The organism is Alkalibacillus sp. S2W (assembly GCF_046764385.1).
Lineage (GTDB): Bacteria > Bacillota > Bacilli > Bacillales > Alkalibacillaceae > Alkalibacillus > Alkalibacillus almallahensis.
On the sequence record NZ_CP177234.1, the window covers coordinates 364689 to 385304 of the forward strand.

General features: G+C 38.7%; 21 protein-coding genes. 13 read left to right on the top strand and 8 right to left on the bottom strand.

The genetic code is table 11. The features are described from left to right. Positions 1-46 precede the first annotated feature (46 nt). The gene (gene helD, locus ACKXGF_RS02010; protein WP_411954645.1) at positions 47-2314 is read right to left on the bottom strand and encodes an RNA polymerase recycling motor HelD; all 2268 of its coding nucleotides are present in this window, start codon (positions 2312-2314) and stop codon (positions 47-49) included. Between the two features lie 203 nt (positions 2315-2517). Here helD and ACKXGF_RS02015 point away from each other — a divergent pair, with 203 nt between their 5' ends. From ACKXGF_RS02015 to ACKXGF_RS02030, 4 genes are all read left to right on the top strand, one after another. Next, entirely contained in the window at positions 2518-3330 is an 813-nt protein-coding gene (locus ACKXGF_RS02015) for an ABC transporter substrate-binding protein (RefSeq protein WP_411954646.1), read from the top strand. A 380-nt stretch (positions 3331-3710) separates the two neighbouring features. After that, positions 3711-4370: an amino acid ABC transporter permease gene (locus tag ACKXGF_RS02020; protein WP_411954647.1), complete on the top strand. Its 660-nt coding sequence runs from the start codon at positions 3711-3713 to the stop codon at positions 4368-4370. Continuing rightward, the gene (locus tag ACKXGF_RS02025; protein ID WP_411954648.1) at positions 4363-5085 is read left to right on the top strand and encodes an amino acid ABC transporter ATP-binding protein; all 723 of its coding nucleotides are present in this window, start codon (positions 4363-4365) and stop codon (positions 5083-5085) included. Before ACKXGF_RS02020 ends, ACKXGF_RS02025 begins: the two co-directional genes overlap by 8 nt. 97 nt (positions 5086-5182) lie before the next feature. Beyond that, positions 5183-5977, top strand: a complete 795-nt coding sequence (locus ACKXGF_RS02030) for a DUF3298 domain-containing protein (RefSeq protein ID WP_411954649.1) — start codon at positions 5183-5185, stop codon at positions 5975-5977. Between the two features lie 43 nt (positions 5978-6020). Here the strand turns inward: ACKXGF_RS02030 and ACKXGF_RS02035 are convergent, their stop codons facing one another. Further along, a complete protein-coding gene (locus tag ACKXGF_RS02035; RefSeq protein WP_411954650.1) occupies positions 6021-6977 on the bottom strand; it encodes a carbohydrate kinase family protein in 957 nt (318 codons plus the stop codon). Then, the gene (locus ACKXGF_RS02040; protein ID WP_411954651.1) at positions 6970-7659 is read right to left on the bottom strand and encodes a phosphoribosylanthranilate isomerase; all 690 of its coding nucleotides are present in this window, start codon (positions 7657-7659) and stop codon (positions 6970-6972) included. Before ACKXGF_RS02040 ends, ACKXGF_RS02035 begins: the two co-directional genes overlap by 8 nt. Positions 7660-7844: 185 nt before the next feature. On the opposite strand from ACKXGF_RS02040, the gene ACKXGF_RS02045 reads away from it, so the two are divergent. Further along, a complete protein-coding gene (locus ACKXGF_RS02045; protein WP_411954652.1) occupies positions 7845-8075 on the top strand; it encodes a hypothetical protein in 231 nt (76 codons plus the stop codon). Between the two features lie 206 nt (positions 8076-8281). Here the strand turns inward: ACKXGF_RS02045 and ACKXGF_RS02050 are convergent, their stop codons facing one another. The 4 genes from ACKXGF_RS02050 to ACKXGF_RS02065 all read right to left on the bottom strand — a co-directional run bounded on the left by ACKXGF_RS02050 (position 8282) and on the right by ACKXGF_RS02065 (position 14205). After that, a complete protein-coding gene (locus ACKXGF_RS02050) occupies positions 8282-10114 on the bottom strand; it encodes an ABC transporter ATP-binding protein (RefSeq protein ID WP_411954653.1) in 1833 nt (610 codons plus the stop codon). After that, positions 10104-11834: an ABC transporter ATP-binding protein gene (locus tag ACKXGF_RS02055; RefSeq protein WP_411954655.1), complete on the bottom strand. Its 1731-nt coding sequence runs from the start codon at positions 11832-11834 to the stop codon at positions 10104-10106. Before ACKXGF_RS02055 ends, ACKXGF_RS02050 begins: the two co-directional genes overlap by 11 nt. A 366-nt stretch (positions 11835-12200) precedes the next feature. Beyond that, the gene (locus ACKXGF_RS02060; RefSeq protein ID WP_411954656.1) at positions 12201-13637 is read right to left on the bottom strand and encodes a DUF3221 domain-containing protein; all 1437 of its coding nucleotides are present in this window, start codon (positions 13635-13637) and stop codon (positions 12201-12203) included. After that, positions 13621-14205 carry a sigma-70 family RNA polymerase sigma factor gene (locus ACKXGF_RS02065; RefSeq protein WP_411954657.1) on the bottom strand — a complete coding sequence of 195 codons (585 nt, stop codon included), beginning with the start codon at positions 14203-14205 and terminating at the stop codon, positions 13621-13623. The genes ACKXGF_RS02060 and ACKXGF_RS02065 overlap by 17 nt, the downstream gene beginning before the upstream one ends. Before the next feature lie 142 nt (positions 14206-14347). On the opposite strand from ACKXGF_RS02065, the gene ACKXGF_RS02070 reads away from it, so the two are divergent. From ACKXGF_RS02070 to ACKXGF_RS02105, 8 genes are all read left to right on the top strand, one after another. Further along, positions 14348-15496, top strand: a complete 1149-nt coding sequence (locus ACKXGF_RS02070) for a M20 family metallopeptidase (protein ID WP_411954658.1) — start codon at positions 14348-14350, stop codon at positions 15494-15496. Positions 15497-15621: 125 nt separating this feature from the next. Then, on the top strand, positions 15622-15906 hold the full coding sequence (locus ACKXGF_RS02075) for a hypothetical protein (protein WP_411954659.1): 285 nt from the start codon (positions 15622-15624) through the stop codon (positions 15904-15906). Positions 15907-15918: 12 nt separating this feature from the next. After that, entirely contained in the window at positions 15919-16779 is an 861-nt protein-coding gene (locus ACKXGF_RS02080; protein WP_411954660.1) for a 5'-3' exonuclease H3TH domain-containing protein, read from the top strand. Between the two features lie 11 nt (positions 16780-16790). Then, on the top strand, positions 16791-17234 hold the full coding sequence (locus tag ACKXGF_RS02085) for a pyrimidine dimer DNA glycosylase/endonuclease V (RefSeq protein ID WP_411954661.1): 444 nt from the start codon (positions 16791-16793) through the stop codon (positions 17232-17234). A gap of 12 nt (positions 17235-17246) precedes the next feature. Then, positions 17247-17774, top strand: coding sequence for a GNAT family N-acetyltransferase (locus ACKXGF_RS02090; protein WP_411954662.1), 528 nt, complete (start codon positions 17247-17249; stop codon positions 17772-17774). 82 nt (positions 17775-17856) lie between these two features. Next, a complete protein-coding gene (locus ACKXGF_RS02095) occupies positions 17857-18819 on the top strand; it encodes a ring-cleaving dioxygenase (protein WP_411954663.1) in 963 nt (320 codons plus the stop codon). A gap of 29 nt (positions 18820-18848) precedes the next feature. Beyond that, complete coding sequence (locus ACKXGF_RS02100; RefSeq protein ID WP_411954664.1) at positions 18849-19175, top strand: hypothetical protein; 327 nt, start codon at positions 18849-18851, stop codon at positions 19173-19175. 15 nt (positions 19176-19190) lie between these two features. Continuing rightward, positions 19191-20057, top strand: a complete 867-nt coding sequence (locus tag ACKXGF_RS02105; protein WP_411954665.1) for a DMT family transporter — start codon at positions 19191-19193, stop codon at positions 20055-20057. A gap of 18 nt (positions 20058-20075) precedes the next feature. Here ACKXGF_RS02105 and ACKXGF_RS02110 read toward each other — a convergent pair whose 3' ends face one another. Next, a complete protein-coding gene (locus ACKXGF_RS02110; protein ID WP_411954666.1) occupies positions 20076-20387 on the bottom strand; it encodes a YggT family protein in 312 nt (103 codons plus the stop codon). Positions 20388-20616 lie beyond the last annotated feature (229 nt).

Sequence of the window (20616 nt, forward strand, 5' to 3'; positions counted from 1 at the left end):
TAGTATAAAATAACATCATTAATAAGCTGGCTAATGAACATCAGGATTAGTCAAATGAGTAATCACTCAATATTAATTTTGCTGGATTAGTTGCGAATAAATGTAAACGGTGAAGCGGTCTTGTTAAGGAGACGTATAGTAATTTAATGTCTGTCTCTTCATGACTATCGAATAAGTCATTAATTGAAACGACGAAGACAGAATCAAATTCTAGTCCCTTTGATAAATAAGACGGAATAATGACAATGGCTTCACTATCCATTCTTTCGTTTGGATCCTGAATTAATTGAGTGTGTATATATTGCGATAACTCCTCATGAATTTCTTTACAGTCTTCATATGTTTTGGCAATGACAGCAAAAGATTGAAGATTTCTTTCCTTCAGTATTTTCTTTTCATGTAAAATTGGATCAATTAAATCTTTTCCATGGTTAATTGATGTAAAAGTCGGCTTTTTACCGTGTCGTACAACTGGTTCTACTTTCGGTATATCAATGGTTAAGTGGTCGACCACATGGTTAGCGACGTCCATAATTTCAATGGTATTCCGGTAACTCTTTTGTAATTCATGATAATTAGACTTTGGTAAAATACTTTCCACTAATTCATCCCAAGTATCTATGCCTTGAAATCCATAGATACCTTGAGCAATATCGCCAACAATGGTAAATAACTGTGTATCCATAGCATCACGTAAGGCAATGAATTGGATTGGGCTATAGTCTTGAGCTTCGTCTATAATAACTTTGTTCATTTTATAATCTGATTCGACACCGTAAAGTACATCATGTAATAACAGAAGAAGCGCTAAATCTTCAGTTTCAAATTGGTTCTTACGAATAAGCTTCAATGTATGTTTAGAAAGGTCCGCAGCATCTTTCTCGGATAGATGACCATCACTATAAGAAGCGAGCCTTTCAGGGTCTTCCCACAGTTTTTTGTAGTATGTCATTAACCCTTTGTTAGGAAAATTCTTAAAGTATCGTTGCGTTGCACCTTTAATAGCAGTCTTTAATTCTTCCATACGCTGTTCTTTCTGCGTAATTAGCTTTGAAACAGTTTCTTTCCGCTTTTCTTCATCCTTCATACTATAGATAGCTTTTTCTAATTTCTCATCATAAAAACTCTCAACTTTTTCGGTCATTTTCTTTTGTTTCTGTTTGAAGTCTTGTTTAATAACATTTTTAATTTTATTCATTCGTTTGTATAGCGGTAGATAGCTATAATCGTCTCTAAACAGACGTTCAATTCGTCGGGTGCTATATAGTTTGAATTTATCAACTTTAAAATCCTCATCAGGAATAAAGGTTGGGATTAAATCGTTTATAAAATTATTGATAATGGTTTTGAAGAAGGAAGAGCCTTTTAAGTTTGATAAGTATTTAAGTTGATCTGTTTCTTCATCATTTAACTGTGAGAGTGATTCTAAGTCTTTGTTGTGAATAATCGTTAAGTTTTTACCAATCGCTTGTTGGACATAATCGGTTAGTGTTGTTTGATTGATACGGTCAACGCCTAATTCAGGTAATGCTTCAGAGATATAGTCTAAGAAAACATGGTTTGGTGCTAAAATCATGAGTTTATCTGGATCGAAGTTTTCGGCATATTGATAAATGAAATATGAGATACGGTGTAATGCAATAGTCGTTTTACCACTACCTGCAGCTCCCTGTACAATCATTGGTTTGTTTAGGTCTGAACGAATGACACGGTTTTGTTCTTCTTGAATCGTTGAAACAATTTCGGTTAAACGACTCCCTGCTGAACCTTCTAGTGACTCTTGTAATAATTCGTCTGTGGTCGTAAGGTCGATGTCACGGATGGATTGTAATTCACCATCTTCAATCATAAACTGTCGTTTTAAGGCGAGATAAGCTTCGCGCTCTTCACCGTTCACCTCGTAATTGACATTACCAATCCGTCCGTCGTAATAAACATTGGCTAAGGGTGAGCGCCAATCGATTAATATGGGGTCTTGTGACTCACGTTGATAGAGAGAGGTTTTTGAAATGTAGTACTCTTCATTTTGTCCTTCACGTTCTAACTGTACTTTGGCAAAGTACGGTTTAGATTGTATTTGACGTAGATTTTCGAGTTGTTTTTGGTTCGTTTCAAGTAAACGAGCGTTCGTTAAGATATTAATGTAGCTTAAACTTGAATCAAACCAATCTAAGTCAACAAAGGCCTCTTTGATATTCGCTTTAAATTGATCTTCATCATCATTTCCGGTCTTAATTACAGCCTGTATATAACGTTTAACAAATTCTAAATGCTGTTGTTCTTTTTCGAATTCCGGATGTCCTTCAACTGACATAGCATACGACTCCTTTTATCAAAATCACCATTATAAAATATCATATTATGAGATGTTTGGCGACAAACAACATCTCGAATTGTAACCCCTTCCAATAATCTGAATATTTAAACTTTATTTTTATGCAGAATACAGCTTTGACAACGACATATAATGTGTTAATATACATTTAAACGTATAAATATACAGAAAGGGCGATGAATATGAAACAAAACAAATGGGGATTAGCTTTTCTATTAGGAATAGTCTTAATCGTATTATCAGCATGTGGTGCAGGTAGTGCTAGTGACGGTGAGAGTGGTGATGCAAATGAAAGTAGTGAAGGAAATGGCGAGGATGAAAAGCAAGTGATTGAATTAGCAACATCTGCTGACTATCCTCCGTTTGAATCGATTAATGAAGAGGGTGACATTGTCGGTTTTGATATTGATTTAGCGAATGCAATTGCAGATGAATTAGGTTATGAATTGAAGATTAGTGATATGAACTTTGATGGGTTGATTGGAGCATTGCAATCAGGACGTGCGGATATGGTGATGGCTGGTATGTCAGCTACTGAAAAACGTTCTGAAAATGTGAATTTCTCAACGTCTTATCATAGTTCAGGTGAGATGTTCGTGACCAATCCGGATTCTGATATTACTAGTATTGAAGATCTAGATGGCACAACAGTCGGTGTTCAACTTGGTACGATCCAAGAAGAGGGAGCAGAAAATTTACAAGAAGATTATGATTTTGAAATTCAGGCCATGGATAAAGCAACAAACATTATCCAAGAGCTTAAAACAGGACGTATTGATGTTGGTTATCTAGATAAAACTGTTGCAGAAGGATACGTCGAAGAGCAGAACCTAGCAGGATTCGATGATCCAACTGAAGCAGCACCAGGCATGGCTATTGCTTTTCCAAAGGATGGCGATGAAGAATTATATAACGAAGTAAATAGCCTTGTAGAACAATTTTTAGAAGACGGTACGGTCGAAGAACTTGAAAAGAAATGGGAATTAAATGAATAGTTTTTAAAGTATACTGTTGATATTAAAAGTCATTAATAGGACTGAGTTGTTGAATTGTGAGGAGTGAAGGTGGCGACTCCTGGTCAACTAAGTTCGGTCACGTCCTGTGACCAACGTTGACATTAGGCCGTCCTGACCGTCACGGGAATAGCACGAGTCTCGAGACCCCACAGGCCATGCTTTTCGGCCGAGGGATGCACCTGCGTCTTCTCGTAACGCTTCGAAGTAGGCTTCCTCGGTGCAAGTAGCAGAGAAGCTTATTCGATGTAGCTGCCTGGCTCGAGCCGTGCCCGCGGAAAGCGTCCACCGAAAGCGGATCACAATTCAACAACGGACTTTAACAACACGAATAAAAAGAGAAAGTTAGGGGTGAGTAAGGCATGAATTTGGATTTTAGCCAAATCGTGCCTTATATTCCTTTTATGTTAGAAGGAGTATGGGTCACGTTACAATTTGTTATTATATCGATTATATTTGGTTTTATTTTAGGATCATTAGTTGCACTAGTAAAAATTAGCAATATTAAATGGTTGAAATTTCTAGCGGATGCTTATACATCCGTATTTCGTGGAACGCCATTGATTCTGCAGTTGTTATTGATTTATTATGCGATTCCACAGTTAACGGGATATGATATTTCACCGTTCTTATCAGCCATATTAACGTTCGGTTTGAATTCATCAGCATATGTATCAGAAATTATTCGTGCAGGGATTCAAGCTGTCGATAAAGGGCAACGTGAAGCAGCTGAAGCTCTTGGAATCCCGTATCGACCAATGATGCTTAAAATTATTTTGCCACAAGCAATGAAAAATATTTTACCAGCTTTGATGAACGAATTTATTACATTGACGAAAGAATCAGCGATTGTTTCTGTCATCAGTTATTTAGATTTAATGCGTCGTGCGCAAGTGGTTGCTTCAGATATATACCGTAACTTTGAACCATTATTATTTGTTGGCGTCTTGTATTATATTATGGTCATGATCCTCACAATTGTTGGTAAGTATGTAGAGAAAAGGATGAGAGCAAGTGATTAAAGTCGAACAGTTGCACAAAAGTTTTGGAGACAATGAAGTATTAAGTGATTTGAATACATCAATTGAACGCGGTGAGGTTGTAACGATAATTGGGCCATCTGGTTCCGGGAAATCAACGTTTTTACGTTGTTTGAATTTACTTGAGAAGCCCACTTCAGGTCACGTTTACGTCAATGATGCTGATATTACGAACCCGAAAGTGGATATTCTCAAAGTACGTGAACAAATCGGTATGGTTTTTCAACACTTTCATTTATTTCCGCATATGACGGTTTTAGATAACTTAACTTATGCACCGATGACGGTAAAGGGAATGAAGAAGGATGAAGCGGTTCGTAAAGCAAAAGATCTGTTAGAGCGAGTAGGACTTAGTGATAAAACAAATGCTTATCCGAATAGTTTATCAGGTGGACAAAAGCAACGTGTCGCTATTGCCCGTGCTTTAGCGATGGAGCCTGAATTAATGCTATTTGACGAGCCTACATCAGCTCTGGACCCAGAAATGGTCAAGGAAGTATTAGATGTTATTAAGGATTTAGCACATTCTGGAATGACATTAGCTGTTGTCACGCATGAAATGGGCTTTGCGAAAGAAGTGGCAGATCGAGTGGTTTTCATGGATCAAGGTAAGATTGTAGAGGAAACACAACCGAAGACCTTTTTTGATCAACCGAAAACTGAACGCGCCCAAAATTTCTTAGATAAAGTCTTATAATCATCTGAAAAACACATCGAGATTCGGTGTGTTTTTTGTATAGATTTAGGGTTGTTCGGGCTAACTAATAATAAATGATTAATGAAGGATGATGGTCATGGGGCAGAAAACACTGCGTTATTTTTTGTTAGCCTTAGCAATTAGTTATATTATTGGTTTATTTCTGTTCGCGCCTAGTGAAGATGCCGGGGCGCTACAGGCTGAAGAAACTGATGAAATAGAAGACACAACCTATCCTGATATTCAAATTCGAACTGTTTCAAGAGAAGATGAGCAATATAAGCTATATGTTCAGACACCAGTGTTTCAGGAAGCGACTTTAGACCAATTTTTTGGTGATTATGTCGAGCAAGTGATGAATCAATTCTTTCATATTGTTGAACAGAAGCAACAGCTGAATCATGATGTTCCAGCTGAGTTGAAGTTAACCGTTGAAATCGCCAAAGCAGGCGAGGGGCTATATTCGATACAATTTCATGAAGAATCGTATACAGGCGGTGCAACCGTTAACCAAAAAGTGAAATCATGGATGGTGGATTTAAAAGAGGGCGAGTTATTTGATCGCAAATCTTTATTTAAGGACACGGAAAAAGCCAAGGACACGGTGTTTGCCTTAATTGAAAAACAGCTCTACACGTCAGAACAATATCGTGATTATATTTTGGAACCAGAGTTAGAAGGATGGTTAGCTCAAACGGATTATCATTTTTCGAATATGTTCATTGATGATGGAAAGGCTGTATTTCATTTTGATCAATATGAAGTGTTGAGTGGGGCGGCTGGACTGCCAGAAATTTACGTTCCGATGCAGGAATTAGAGGGCTTGATTCAAGATGAATGGCTTAAAAGGTTAGAATTAGAAGATGCGACAGGGTTAGATTTTTATATGTAAGGCACTGCTAGAAGATGAGCATACTAGCAGTGCTAATCCTTAATCAATAAGTAGATAAGAATGTCTCAAGCTCATCGATTTTTGGAGATGAACGGGCGCCTTCTTTTCTGACACTGAATGCAGCCGTGGCATTGGCGTATTTAAGACTCTCTTCTATGGAATAACTCTTCATGCGAGCGTAGATAAAACCAGCGTTAAAGATATCTCCTGCACCAAGCGTGTCCAAAACTTGAATAGGGTAGCCTGAAGCTTCAATCGTATTCGTTTGTTGAACGGCTAATGCTCCTTGGTCTCCCATGCGTGCGATATAGGTTTGGTTTGCTGATACCAATTGTTTAACAGTGTCTAACCAGTTCTGTTCAGGGGACAAATAATGGAATTCATCCTCACCCGAGCCAAGAACATAATCAGTGTATTGAAGCGTCTCGATAATTGCTCTGTAATAGTCTGAATCAAGATCACTGTCTACCCTTAAATTTAAATCAAATGAGGTTGTTAACCCCAATTCTTTCGCTTCTTTAAATAGTGATAAGATTGTCTGTCGAGCTGATGTGTCCTCAAGCATTGAAATGCCTGATGAATGAACCCATGAGACGTTTTGAAAGATGTTGTCTTTAATGTTGTCACGTTTTAACGACTGAAATGCTAAGTCATGTTTAGGCCAAATATAAGGGTGTCGCTCACCATTTTGGTCAATAAAAGCGAATGTTGAAAACGTATTTAGATCATGATTGACCATTAAGTGATCGATGTTAACGCCTTCCTGTTGAAGCTCTTCAATCACTTGCTTACCTGGCGCATCATCACCTATGGTACCTAGAAAAGATATACTCATCGCTAATCTACTTAGGGCAACAGCTGTATTGGCTGAAGTGCCACCTCCGAGTAAAAAGGGTTCTTTAAAGTCAGCCTTTCCATCTCCACTAATTTCAGGTAAATGAACGACTATATCTACACCTGCATCGCCAATCACTAAGACTTGTAAGTTTTGTTCAAGCATCCTGAGCCGCCTCCACAAATGCACGTATTTTTTTGAAAGCCTTAATATGTTTTTCATCAATCGGATTGTCTTCATTGGTTGAAGTGAATGAATCAACGCCGTATGGTCTGGAGATACGGATTGCTTCTTGAACATTTTCACTCGAAAGACCACCCGCTATAATGCAGGGGACATTTGTTGATTCAATGATGGCCCGATCAATCTGCCAATCATGTATTTCGCCAGTCGCCCCGATTACATCTTCAGAATGAGATTTTGTATCGATTAGAAAATAGTCTGAAACGCCCTCATAACGTCTTACATAATCAAGTGCCTTTTGGCTTGCCAAATCTTGATCAGCATAGACTGGAATCGCTTGCATAATCTTTAATGGTTTAAACGCTTGTTTTAGTTGCTCAATTTCTTCAGGTGAAATGGCTTCGATATTACCAGAAAGATGAAGTACATCTGGCATAACAGCTTGTAAATTTTTTTGGATGTGATTGATATCTTCTGAAATAGTTAGTCCGATTTTTAATAGGTTAGAAGGAATAAATTCAAACACTTTCTTTGCTTCTTCACATGTCAGATGGCCAGGGTAAGTCGGATTTTGATCATATGGGATGCCTAGATGATCTGCCCCTGCTTCAATAGCCTGTTGCGCATCTTCAATTGATCGTATCTCATAGATTTGCACTTTCATGAATCATCACCCCTTTTTGAAGTGGTGCTCATAAATTCTTTATATCTATTATAGCAATAATTTTCGGAATATTTAATTTTGAAGTACTGGATAATGAAAAACTTGAATAGCCTTACCTGAAATATTTGAAAAATATGTTAATATAAATACCATATAAGTCTTGATGATAAAAAGGGGTGAGGGAATTGAATAGGGTAGAAATTTTGGGCACCGTTTTATTCGCATCGGGCGTCTTGCTGTTTGGACTTATGCACCTTGCGATTGCTAATTATGTGTCTTACGAATTAAATAGTTTTATATTTAGTCGTGTCATGGAAGCAACCATGGTTAATGTCCCATACTTTTTAAGTATAGGATTTATGGTCGTTGGGTTAATAATGATGTTTTATCGTGATATTAGACGCTATACGCTTTGACCGTGCAGAATTAGAAGAGAAACAAATCTAAAAACCCGAATGATTTCTATAGGATAAATGACTCTCACTCAGTAGATCGTTTGAAAGGAAACGGTCTACTCAATAATCCTATAAATAAATCAATCGGGTTTGTCAGTGTAAATGATGATTCAAAATTAGTAGGTTTTGTTCATTCTTTATTGTGATTTAACGGAATCCTCATGCATTTATTGAGCTTGAGTCTTGAGCTGAGCTTGGTGTAAATCAGCATAATGACCGTTTTGTTGCATTAATTCCTCGTGTGAACCTTTCTCAATCACTTGACCATTTTCAAACATAATAATTTCATCAGCATGGCGTATCGTATTAAGACGATGAGCAATCACGATACTCGTACGACCTTGCATTAATTGGCGCATGGCTTGTTGAATCTTAATTTCAGTCACTGTATCAATACTACTCGTTGCTTCATCTAAAACTAAAATTTTCGGATCTGATAAGATCACACGAGCAATCGTAATTAATTGTTTCTGGCCCTGACTAATACCACTGCCTTCTTGGTCAAGCATGGTGTCATATTGATCAGGTAGCTTCGCGATAAAGTCGTGTGCATTGGCAAGTTTAGCCGCTTCGGTGACTTCTTCATCCGTTGCATCTAACCGTCCGTAACGAATATTGTCCCGAATCGTTCCTTCGAATAGATAGGCATCTTGCAAGACAAAGCCCATGTACTGACGTAAGCTTGATCGTTTTATATCTTTTATGTCGGTTTCATCTAGTAGTATTCGGCCTTGATCGTATTCATAAAATCGAGATAATAGGTTAATGATCGTCGTTTTACCTGCACCAGTATGACCGACAAGGGCTGCCATACTACCAGCTTCCACCTGAAAAGAGACATCGTCTAATACTTTTTTATTATCATAGGCGAAATGAACATGATCAAATGTGATGTCGCCACGAGGTTCATCAATATCAATCGCATGAGTCTCGTCTTTTTCCTCGCTCTCTTCATCTATGATGTCAAAAACACGTTCTGCCCCTGCTACTGCGGTTAATAATTGGTTGAATTGATTGGCAAGTTCGTTTAATGGACGTGTGAATTGGCGTGCTAATTCTGTGAAAATGACAATGGTACCCACTGTCACCATACCATTTAATGCGAAAACACTGCCGGCAAAGGCAATAAGGGCAAAGCTTAACGAGTTCAGCATATTTAATACTTTAGGAATGAATCCAGAAAAGACAGATGCCCAATAACTTGAATGCATAACAGCGTTGTTTTTGGCCTCGAATTCGCGAATCACCCGATTTTCTTGGGAGAATGTTTTAACAATAGGCTGACCTGAAATCGTTTCTTCAACATAGCCATTTAAGTCACCAATACGATTTTGTTGGATTTTAAATAAAGGTCTGGTTCGTTTCGTAATCCATTTAATCCCGATCACAAGTAAAGGCACAATGGTTAAAGTAACGAGCGTCAATGGGGGACTTAAATAAAGCATGACACTGACGGTTCCAACAAGGGTTAAGATGCTTTGAAATATTTGAATAAACGATTGATTTAATGTGTTACTAATATTATCGACGTCATTTGTCACACGACTCATAATTTCTCCGTACTGACGCTTATCAAAAAATGAAATCGGCAGCTCATGTAATTGATTAAATAATTGAGAACGTAAACGATAAACAGCGTTTTGAGCAACACCAATCATGAGGAAGTTTTGTGTAAACAGCGTAATCGAGTAACTGAGATAAATGACAAGTAAAATAAGAATGAATCTCGTAAACCCATCTGACTGACGGTCCACAATGAAATCATCAACACCTCGACCAATTAAATATGGCCCAAGAATGGAAAAGGCTGCACTAAACATGACGAGAATCATGACGCCAAGTAAAAGCCAATTTTGACGCCACAAATAAAACCAAATACGCTTGATCGTTCCTTTCCAATCACGGACTTTTGGTTTTCGCCCCGCTGATGACTGATTAGCTTCACTTAAATCAATTTTTTCATATTGAAATGGCTCTAATAGTTTTTGTTTAAGACTCATGGCGTTCACCCTCTCCAAATTGTGACTCAACAATTTGTTGATACATCATCGATTGTTGCAATAGGTGGTCGTGGGTGCCCTCTGCCATTAATTGACCTTCATCGAAGAGTAAAACACGGTCAGCTTTCATAGCTGTAGAGATTTTCTGAGTCACAATCAAAGTCGTGCACTGATAATGATCAATAGCGTGGAGTAGTTGGGCTTCCGTTTTTAAATCTAATGCACTCGTACTGTCATCGAGCATGAGAATCGTCGGTTTACGAATCAGTGCTCTGGCGATGGAAATACGTTGTTTCTGACCTCCAGAAAGGTTAACCCCTTTTTGCCCGATCTTCGTTTGATAGCCATCTGGTAATGATGCTATTGTATCGTGAATTTGCGCATCTTGTGCTGCTTGTTGAACATCTTCAAGTGAGGCGCCATTTTTCCCCCAAGCAATATTGTGAAAGACTGTTCCTGTGAATAAGAGTGGATCTTGCGGAACGTATCCAATTGATTGCCTTAATTGATCGAATGAATAAGATTGAACGGGATGATGATCAATATATAATTGTCCCTCACTTGTATCATATAAACGCGGAATCAATTGAAACAAAGTTGATTTCCCTGACCCTGTTGCCCCGAGAATAGCCACTTTTTCTTGTGCCTGAATCTCAAGATTAATATCTTCCAAGACATTGTCATGAGCGTTTGGATAGTGAAATGATACTTGATTAAACTGAATGTTACCTGCAGTGACATGTTGATTCTGGTCGACTGATGGGTCTTCGAGTAAATCGACTTCTGTTGTGAAAACGTGTTCTAAACGTTCTGAAGAAGCCTTAGCACGAGCGAATGCTCTTGTTAAGAAGCCAAACATATTCATCGCTAGAGAAACTCTTAGGGCGTAGTTAATAATCGAAACAACTTCACCTACTTGGGCATTGTTTTGATTTATTTCTTCGTAACCAAACCAAAGAATGAATAGAAGACTCAGGTTCATGATTAATAATAGAATCGGAGAGGATGCTTCAATCACACGAAAAGCTGTTTTCGTTTCGTTCATGAGATGAGTATTAGCTGTTACAAAACGGTTTTTTTCATGTCGACTTCTTAGAAAAGCCTTAATTAATCGAATGCCACTTAGATTTTCTTGCATCACACGATTCACTTTATCCAAATAGCCTTGGACTTTAGTGAAAAGTCGGCTACTGATTTTCACAATGATCCCTAGTAGTAAAATAAGAATAGGCACGGATATTAGGAATATGAGCGCGATTCGCCAGTTAACGATAAACGACATGGTTATGCCGCCAATAACTAATAGTGGCGCACGGAACATAATTCTTAAGGCTAAGAAAAGCCCGCTTTGAATTTGCCTAATATCATTGGTGAAGCGGGTGATTAAGGTTGATGTCGGGTGTTCATTTAGGTTTTTAAACGAAAATGATTGGACTTTATCGAATAAATAGCCTCTAATATCATAACCAAATTTATAGGTCACATGTGATGAATAGAAGGAGTTTCCGATTCCTGCTATAAAAGATAAAATCGCAAGCCCAATCATAATTGAGCCCCAGTATATGACGACGTTTAGGTCTTGGGTGAGAATGCCGTTATCAATCATTTTGCCAAGGATAAATGGCAACATTAGCTCGACTGATAATTCGATTAACATCAGACTCCAAGCGATGATCATATGGAAATAGTACGGTGTTAAGTATGACAAAATATAACGCATATGATGGCCTCCGTGATTGCTACAATGATGGGAGAATAATATAGCTTAGAAATATACTCTATCTTATCACATGGCTATTAGTAGGTAACAGCAATATGAAATCTATGAAATAAGGTACTGTTAAAGTTTAGCGTTGATTTCAATTAATTTAGCACTTAGTTGTTGAATTGTGAGAAGCGAAGGTGGCGACTCCTGCAGGAACAGCACGAGTCTCAAGACCGCGCAGGCCACGATTTTCGGCCGAGGAGGCTTGAGCCGTGCCTGCGGAAAGCGTCCACCGAAAGCGGATCACAATATCAACAACGGACTTTAAAAATGCTTAAAATAAAAAAGAATCTGCCAATTAGGATGGCAGATTCTTAAGTACTATAGTTGTTCGTAATCAACGTTTTCTAAGATCCAGTTGTCATCTTGATAGCTGATGTTATAAATGACTCGAACGTGGCCTGAGAGTTCATTTTCTATTTCTTGAGTAACACGATAAGTCGTATCAGACGGTTGTTCAACTTGATAATCTTCTTCGAGGTTGATCCGTGTGTCACCACCTGTTGGACGAATATATAAGCCTTCTGAAGCGTCACTTGTAATATCTTCTTCAACAATGAAATTATCATATAGGTAATTAACTCGTGTTTCGGATAAAGTGTCACTCACGTCACTGATAATCTCTTCTTTGCTGTCATAGTGCGCTAAGCGATGGCTCTCACCTTCCACAGTTTCCAAAATTCTATCCTGAACAGCGTGATACTCATTCAATAATTCTTCTATATTTGGTTCAGAAGGGGAGTTCGTTTGTTCTTCTGATTCAGACTGTTCTGAGTTAGATTCATCTGAGTCGGATTCATTTTCGTCTTGATTTTGTTCTGAGCGTGAAACTGTCATGCTCTGGTCACTAAAATTAACTGTTATCGCTTCGATTGAGTCGTATTCAAATACGATATTGCCAATGTCATCAACTAGTGCATCTTGATCGATGTTGCCTGCGTTATTAAGGTTGATCGTTAGCATTTGTTCTTCGGCTTCAAATCCTTGATAGTTAAGACTGCTATAGTCATCATTGATTAATTGTGATAAGGATAAATCAAGTTGAACGTGTTCTGCGCCAAGTAATGATTGGTTTTCTCCATAAGTGGTACTGACACTAGAACCATCGACTGCGATTGCGAAGCTGGCGGATTGACCTTCCATTCCAGCATCTTGAATATCAATTAACCAGTAGCCATCCTCACTTAATAATTCAACGTTACTCACTACTTTAACCGTGTAGTCCTCGATAGTGCGTAAGGCTGATGCTAAAGCTTCTTGTTGTGACATATCGGATTGTTCACTTTCTTCAACAACTTCTAGGTGATCGGCTTCACCTTGTGAAGGATAAGATTCTGCTAAATCAGAATGCCATACACGGACTTCGTCACCTAATTGAACATCTTCCTCTGCATTAGAGTACCAAGTGGCAGGGTATTGGCCGTTTTCATTCTGCTCACTTCCCGTTACAAGAATCCGGGTATCTTCTTCTTCAACGACATACCCTTCGACATCAGGGTCGCCTTCAGGTGCCGTTATGGTTTCTTCTTCACCTTCATTGGCTGTGTTTGGGCTATCATCAGTTGCTAAGCTTGCAAAAATGGTGAACATTAGTAGTAAAGCTGCCGCAAGTGGAATGATCACTTTTAATGGAAACATGGGTTGCTTTTCTTTCCGCTTCGGTTCATTTAATTTCGCTAGAACTTGTTTACGATCATCATTCGTAAACGATGTTTGATTTCGATAAGTTTCACGTAAATCTTTAAGCTTTTGATTCATTTTCTTCACCTCCAGACTCGATGATGGTTTTGAGTCTTTCTCGTCCTCGTTTTAACCGAGCCTTAATTGTATTAGATTTCGTGTCTAAAATTGATGCAATCTCTTGTACGGATAATTGTTCAAAGTAATATAATATAATCACTTCTTTATACTTTTCCGATAATTGGTACACGCGTTGTAGTAATAACTCATTTTCATCAGCTTCTACTGAAATGGATTCAGGTGTTTGGGTTTCAATCGAATCTTTCTGTGCTGATTGCATCAATTTATCTCGAATTCGTTGTTGTCGTTGTTTAAACGAACGCAAATGATCTTTACTTTTATTAATTGCAATCCGAAAGAGCCAACTTTTTAATTGAGATTGTTGGTTAAATTGATCAACCTTGTGATAGACCGTAATAAATACATCTTGTGTCACGTCTTCTGCATCGGCTTCGTTCTTCACATATGAAAGCACGACACGCTTAATATCAGACCCGTAATATTGCATGCAATAATCCAAGATGTCGAGCCGGTCTTGTTCGGTTAAAGATTCTTTTTCTAGTGCAGCTAATTCAGAAACCGACATAACGAGCCTCCTTTCTGTTTTACTTATTAGACGTCGTAAAGCCAAAAGCGGTTGCATGATTTATGAATATTATAACCTTTATGTTATTAATCAGTGTATAATAGAGTGAATATAAATGAACAACGGAGGCCCTATATAATACATGGATGATTTAGTTCAATATTTACAAGATCGAGAAGGTGACATGGTAGAGTTGTTGCGTGAATTGGTTTTAATGGAGTCACCTTCCAATGATACTAAGTTGACGAAAGCAATGGGAGATTATTTGTACAAAATAGTGAATACGATGATTAAGGCTGATGTGGCACGTCTATCAGGCGACCCATATGCACCTCATATAAAAGCTGAATGGGGTGAGGGAGAGGAGCAGTTGTTGATTGTGACTCATTTAGATACGGTCTGGCCTGAAGGTACATTGGAAGACATGCCTTGTCATATAGAAACAGGTAAACTATATGGACCAGGTTCGTTTGACATGAAGGCAGGGATTGTTCAAGCGCTTTTTGCGATCCAAGCGATTGAGCAGGTTAATCAAGCAATGGATAAGAAAGTAATTCTATTAATGACGAGCGATGAAGAATTAGGGAGTCCGACGTCTAAGCCCTATATAGAAGAGGAAGCGGCGAAAAGCGATGCGGTTTTTGTTTTAGAACCAGCACAAGGAATACATGGTGCTCTGAAAACCGCTCGAAAAGGAGTGGGGACTTATGAGCTTACGGTTCATGGTATATCTTCTCATGCTGGGATTGAACCTGAAAAAGGCGTCAGTGCTATAGAAGAGTTAGCTGAACAGATTACATATCTATCTAATCTAACTGATATTGATCAAGGAACAACCGTCAATGTCGGTGTGATTGACGGTGGCTCATCGAAAAATATGATCGCAGAAGAAGCACATGCAGTGATCGATGTTCGTGTTCAATCTGAAGCAGAAATGAACCGAGTGGTATCTGAAATTGAAACAATTAAGCCGATTAATGATGGCATTAGCATTGACATAGAAGGCAGTATTTACCGTCCACCTCTTGAACGTACAAATGATAGTGAGGTGTTATTCGAGCATGCTCAAACCTTAGCGAAACAATGCTTAAACATTGAATTAGAAGAAGAATCGACGGGAGGAGGAAGTGATGCGAATTTCACTGCTTCATTAGCTCCTACATTAGATGGTTTAGGTGCCGTAGGGGATGGGGCTCATGCGAAGCACGAGCATGTGATCATACACGAGCTTCCGAAACGCAGTGCTCTTTTAGCTATGTTATTACGTCGTTACGGCCAAGTATCTCAATAAGCAGGTCGTGTTATCTGAACGGATAAAGGGTTTGTTTTTTAATATGATGGGTCATTTACTTCAAAAGACACGTTCATTAATCAATGCTATAATGACAACCATAGATCGTTTAAAGGAGTCCAACCATGATTTGCGAACATCCCTATATTACGTTCAGACGTGAAATTGATCATGTTCATTTTCAACAGAAAAACATCGAAGATACCCATTATATTCGATTATATGAAGATCGTATTGAAACAGCTGAATACACGTATGAAATAAGCATGATCTTTGATATGTCTTATAAGATGTTATCAGGTCAGTATGGGTTTTTTTATTTCCACACCACAAAAGGTGTTATGACCTTCCAAATAAAAGAAAATCCTGAACATTTAATTCAAGAATTCCGTAAAGTTGAAATCAAGTAATGGAGGAACACAATGAGAAAACATGTATTACTCGTTGATGGAATGGCTTTATTATTTCGTGCTTACTATTCCACAGCGATGATGAATAATTTTATGATTAATAGCCAAGGCCTTCCAACGAATGCGATTCATGGCTTCACACGTCATTTATTAACGGCGATTGATACCTTTAACCCAACACATGTGATTAGTTGTTGGGATATGGGAAGTTATACGTTTCGGAATGACCTTTTCCCAGACTATAAAGCCAATCGTAGTGCCCCGCCAGAAAATCTCGTGCCACAGTTTGATCGAGTGAAAGAAGTGACGACTGCGATGGATATCCCGAACGTAGGGATTCCTGGTTATGAAGCAGATGATTGTATTGGCACATTAGCAAGTCATTATCAAGATGAGGCAGATGTCACAATCCTTACAGGGGATCAAGATATCTTGCAATTATTAGATGATCATGTTCGTGTCGCCCTTCTGAAAGAAGGATACGGCAACTATGATACTTATGAGGCGCCACGATTTGTAGAGGAAAAAGGCATTGAACCGAAACAAATGATTGAACTTAAGGCTATGATGGGCGATACGAGTGACCATTACCCAGGTGTTCGAGGCATTGGTGAAAAAACAGCCTTGAAATTGTTAATTCAACACGGGTCACTTGATGCCATTCTTAATAATTTAGATGCTCTGACGAAAGCCCAGCGGACAAAATTTGAAGCTGACCTTGATATGGTTCACTTATCAAGACAACTAGCCGAAATTCGGTGTGATGCAGATGTGTCATGTGATTTGAATGAAGCACTATATCAGCCAGAACGTGAGAAAATAATCGCTAAATTTAATGAATTTGAATTTAAACGGTTAGGCGAGCGAATCTAGGAGGCGATGGCATGCGCGTATGGTCTATTCACCCGAAATACTTAGATGCTAAAGGTTTAGTGGCGTTGTGGCGTGAGACCTTGTTAGCTCAAAAAGTATTAAAAGGTGAAACAAAAGGGTATCGAAATCATCCTCAACTCGTACGTTTTCGTGATCAGAAGAACCCACTTCAAGCGATTGGTACGTATTTGCAATATGTGTATGATGAAGCTGTGCAACGTGGTTATAACTTTGATCAGAGTAAAATCTATGATATTGATCAAAGCTTACATCTGAATGTGACGAAGGGGCAAATAGAATATGAATGGCATCATTTGCTGACAAAATTAGAAGTGCGTGATCCTGAGCGCTTTGAATCGTTAAAAGGTATGAAACACGAATCAATTGAAGCACATCCTTTATTTTCGATTGTGGAAGGTGAACTCGAAAATTGGGAACGTGTGACCAAGAAATAGGAAGGGTTATACATGAGTCAATTAACATTAATTAAACCGACAACATCACTTGAATCAGCTTATTTGGATTTTTTAAATGACTGGCATGAAGCGGGTGAAAGTGTTGTGCCGTCTGTTTTAGATGCAAAACCATCAGAATTCGAGGCATTAGTTGAACAATTATTAAACCGTGAAAAAGGGGTTGGCCTAACAGGAGAAGAGGTCCCAGCTTCAACACGTTGGCTCGTTGATGAAAAATATAAAATCATCGGTGCATGTGTTATTCGCCATGAACTAGTCGGTTCCTTAGTAGAAGTCGATGGTTTAGTCGATTTCGGCGTGCGACCATCTGAACGAAATGAAGGGCATGCGACGTTTATGTTGAATGAAGCGATGGCAATGTTGAAATCATTTAGCATTCCTCGTGCCTTAGTCACTTGTCAGGATGGTGACTCAACTGTACAACGCGTTTATGAAAAGGTAGGCGGTATGCAAGGTCTGCCATTTACCAAAGAAAATGGTGAAGTCGTTAGACGCTTCTGGATTGATTTACGAGGTTAAGTATAAACAAAGAATTAAATTAAACAAATCAATCGATTGATTAATAGTAAAGCATCATGTATTAAAACATGGAGGTGAGCATATGAGTATTTTAGGAATCCATCACGTATCAGCCATGACGAAACAAGCCCAATTAAATGTTAATTTCTATACGAAACTATTAGGAATGCGGATGGTCAAAAAGACGGTCAATCAAGATGACCCATCGATGTATCACCTCTTTTACGGTGATGAAGTTGGTCGACCAGGGACTGAATTCACATTCTTTGAAATTCCGCAAATTGGTCAGAATCATGATGGCAATAATAGTATTTCGGCAACATCGCTTCGCGTACCTACTGACGATGCCTTGTCCTATTGGGAGGAGCGATTATCCTCAGCTAATATAGAACATGATGGGGTTCAGGAACAATTTGGTCGGAAGGTCTTACCATTTCGAGATCATGAGAAACAACGGTTGGTTTTGGTGTCTGATGAAGGGAACAACGGTGTAGCTGGCGGCAAGACCTGGGAAAAATCTTCCGCAAGCCCGCAGCATGGCATTGTTGGTCTTGGTCCTATTCATTTAACGGTGTCTGACCTTAAACAACTTGAATCAGTAATAGTCGACGTTCTGGAATTCCGTCATATTGGCGAGTATCAAGGTGAGCAACGTGAAACGGTTTATGTCTATGAGATGGGCGAAGGTGGTACAGGTGCAGAAGTACATGTCCATCATCGCGCGGATCTTCCTTCAGAACGATTAGGTCGTGGTGGCGTTCATCACGTGGCATTCCGTGTTGAAGATGAGTCGAGTTTGAAACGCTGGATTGATACTTTAACTGCGAATGGAATTGGCCATTCTAATTTTGTTGATCGTCATTATTTTAAATCCGTCTATTTTCGTGAACCTAACGGAATTTTATTTGAATTAGCGACTGATGGCCCTGGATTTGCAACTGATGAAGATATTCATCATCTAGGTGAGTCACTTGCTTTGCCGCCATTTTTAGAACCGAAACGGAACCGTATTGAAAAAGTTTTAAAACCAATTCACACGTCATAAGAAATTGATATGGTAGGTGCCAATAAAATATGAAAAAAGTATACTGTCAAAACTGCGGAAAACACATCGAATCCAAACGAGATTTATTTACAACTCAAATCTTCTTTATGATTCAAGCTTATTGTCAAACATGCTATTTTGAACGCATTAAAAAGGTGTCATCACTTGCAGTGAGCAATACACCACTGAATGGACGTTATTCAAATTTCCTAGCGTTAATGACATTAGTGGGTTTAATCATGGTCTATTTTGCAGAAATAGACTATATCAAAGTTCCATTATTAGTTGTTCTATTCATTGTGTTATTCATGCGTTTGTATTCATTTATTCGATTTGAACGGCATTTGCTAATTTAAAGGTGGGACATGTCCATGCGTTTTATGTTTCTTGTCTTAGCGGGCGCAATCTTGTGGGGAACGACAGGAACGGCGCAAGCACTCGCACCTAATGAGTCATCACCATTTGTAGTAGGTGCATTACGCTTACTCATTGGTGGTGGCTCTTTATTTATTTTAGTTTCATTACAAAAACAATTTTCGTTTCGTCATTTACCTAAGAAACCAATATTAATAAGTGCCATTGCTATGGCTTTATATCAACCATTCTTTTTTTCAGGTGTCGCAATGACAGGAGTTGCTGTTGGAACAGTCATTGCGATTTGTGGTGCTCCAATTATAGCTAGATTATTCGAAGTCATTAAATTTCGAAGTATCCCAGAAAGACTATGGGTCATAGCAACAGCTTTAGCGATTCTGGGGTGTATCTTATTATTTTCAGCAAGTGAAAAGGTCGCCTTTGACCCGAGGGGAATGATTCTCGCTTTGCTTGCTGGGGTAGCCTTCGCTGTTTATACATTAACGAGTAAACAACTTGTCGCATCTTATCGATCAGACACGATTGTAGCTGTGGTGTTTAGTACGGCAGCACTGTTCTTATTACCTGTTCTAGTAGTATCTGATTTAGCCTGGGTTTTTGAGCCAACGGGACTTGTGACGATGCTTCACTTAGGGTTGCTGGCCACTGCTTTGGCCTATTTATTATTTGCAGCTGGCTTAAAAAGTGTTTCCGCTTCGGCTGCTGTCACGCTTGCCTTAGCAGAGCCTTTAACAGCTGCTATGCTCGGGTTTATTTGGCTAGGTGAGCCATTAAATTTCGTGTCTGGTTTTGGAATCGTGCTGTTATTAGGTGCGATATTGATCCTGACTTTAAAACCGTCAAATCAAGCTTCAACCGCATAGAAAGAACCGTCCAAACCTTTAATCATTTGGACGGTTCTTTCGTTTGCTAAAACTCATCACTAGTGATGATAAGAAATGACCAACTAAAGTGTATACTAGTACGGCAAAAATGGCGGAGAACTCAATGACATAAATGCCATCTAATACTTTTGAAGGAAAGATCCCTTCAAATGGGAAGAGTAATGGGGCGCTTGTTTGATAAATCCATTCCACAAATGGAGCCGACTCAGACGCTCCGAATAATTTTAGGATAATTCGTAATCCTAAGAGTATCTGAACGATCCAGACTAATATATTGATCAATTGGTTGATATATTGCATCATTTTCATAAGTTTCACCTCTTATTCATGGTTACCACATATGTTTCGTAGCTTAAACATCTCTTTTGACGTTGACTATGATATAGTTTTGTTAAAATGATATGTTTTTATCTTATATAATGTTTCTGTTAAAGTTTAGCTGTGATTCTTATTAATTTAGCACTGAGTTGTTGAATTGTGAGAAGCGAAGGTGGCGACTCCTACGGGAACAGCACGTGCCTCGAGACCCCGCAGGAAG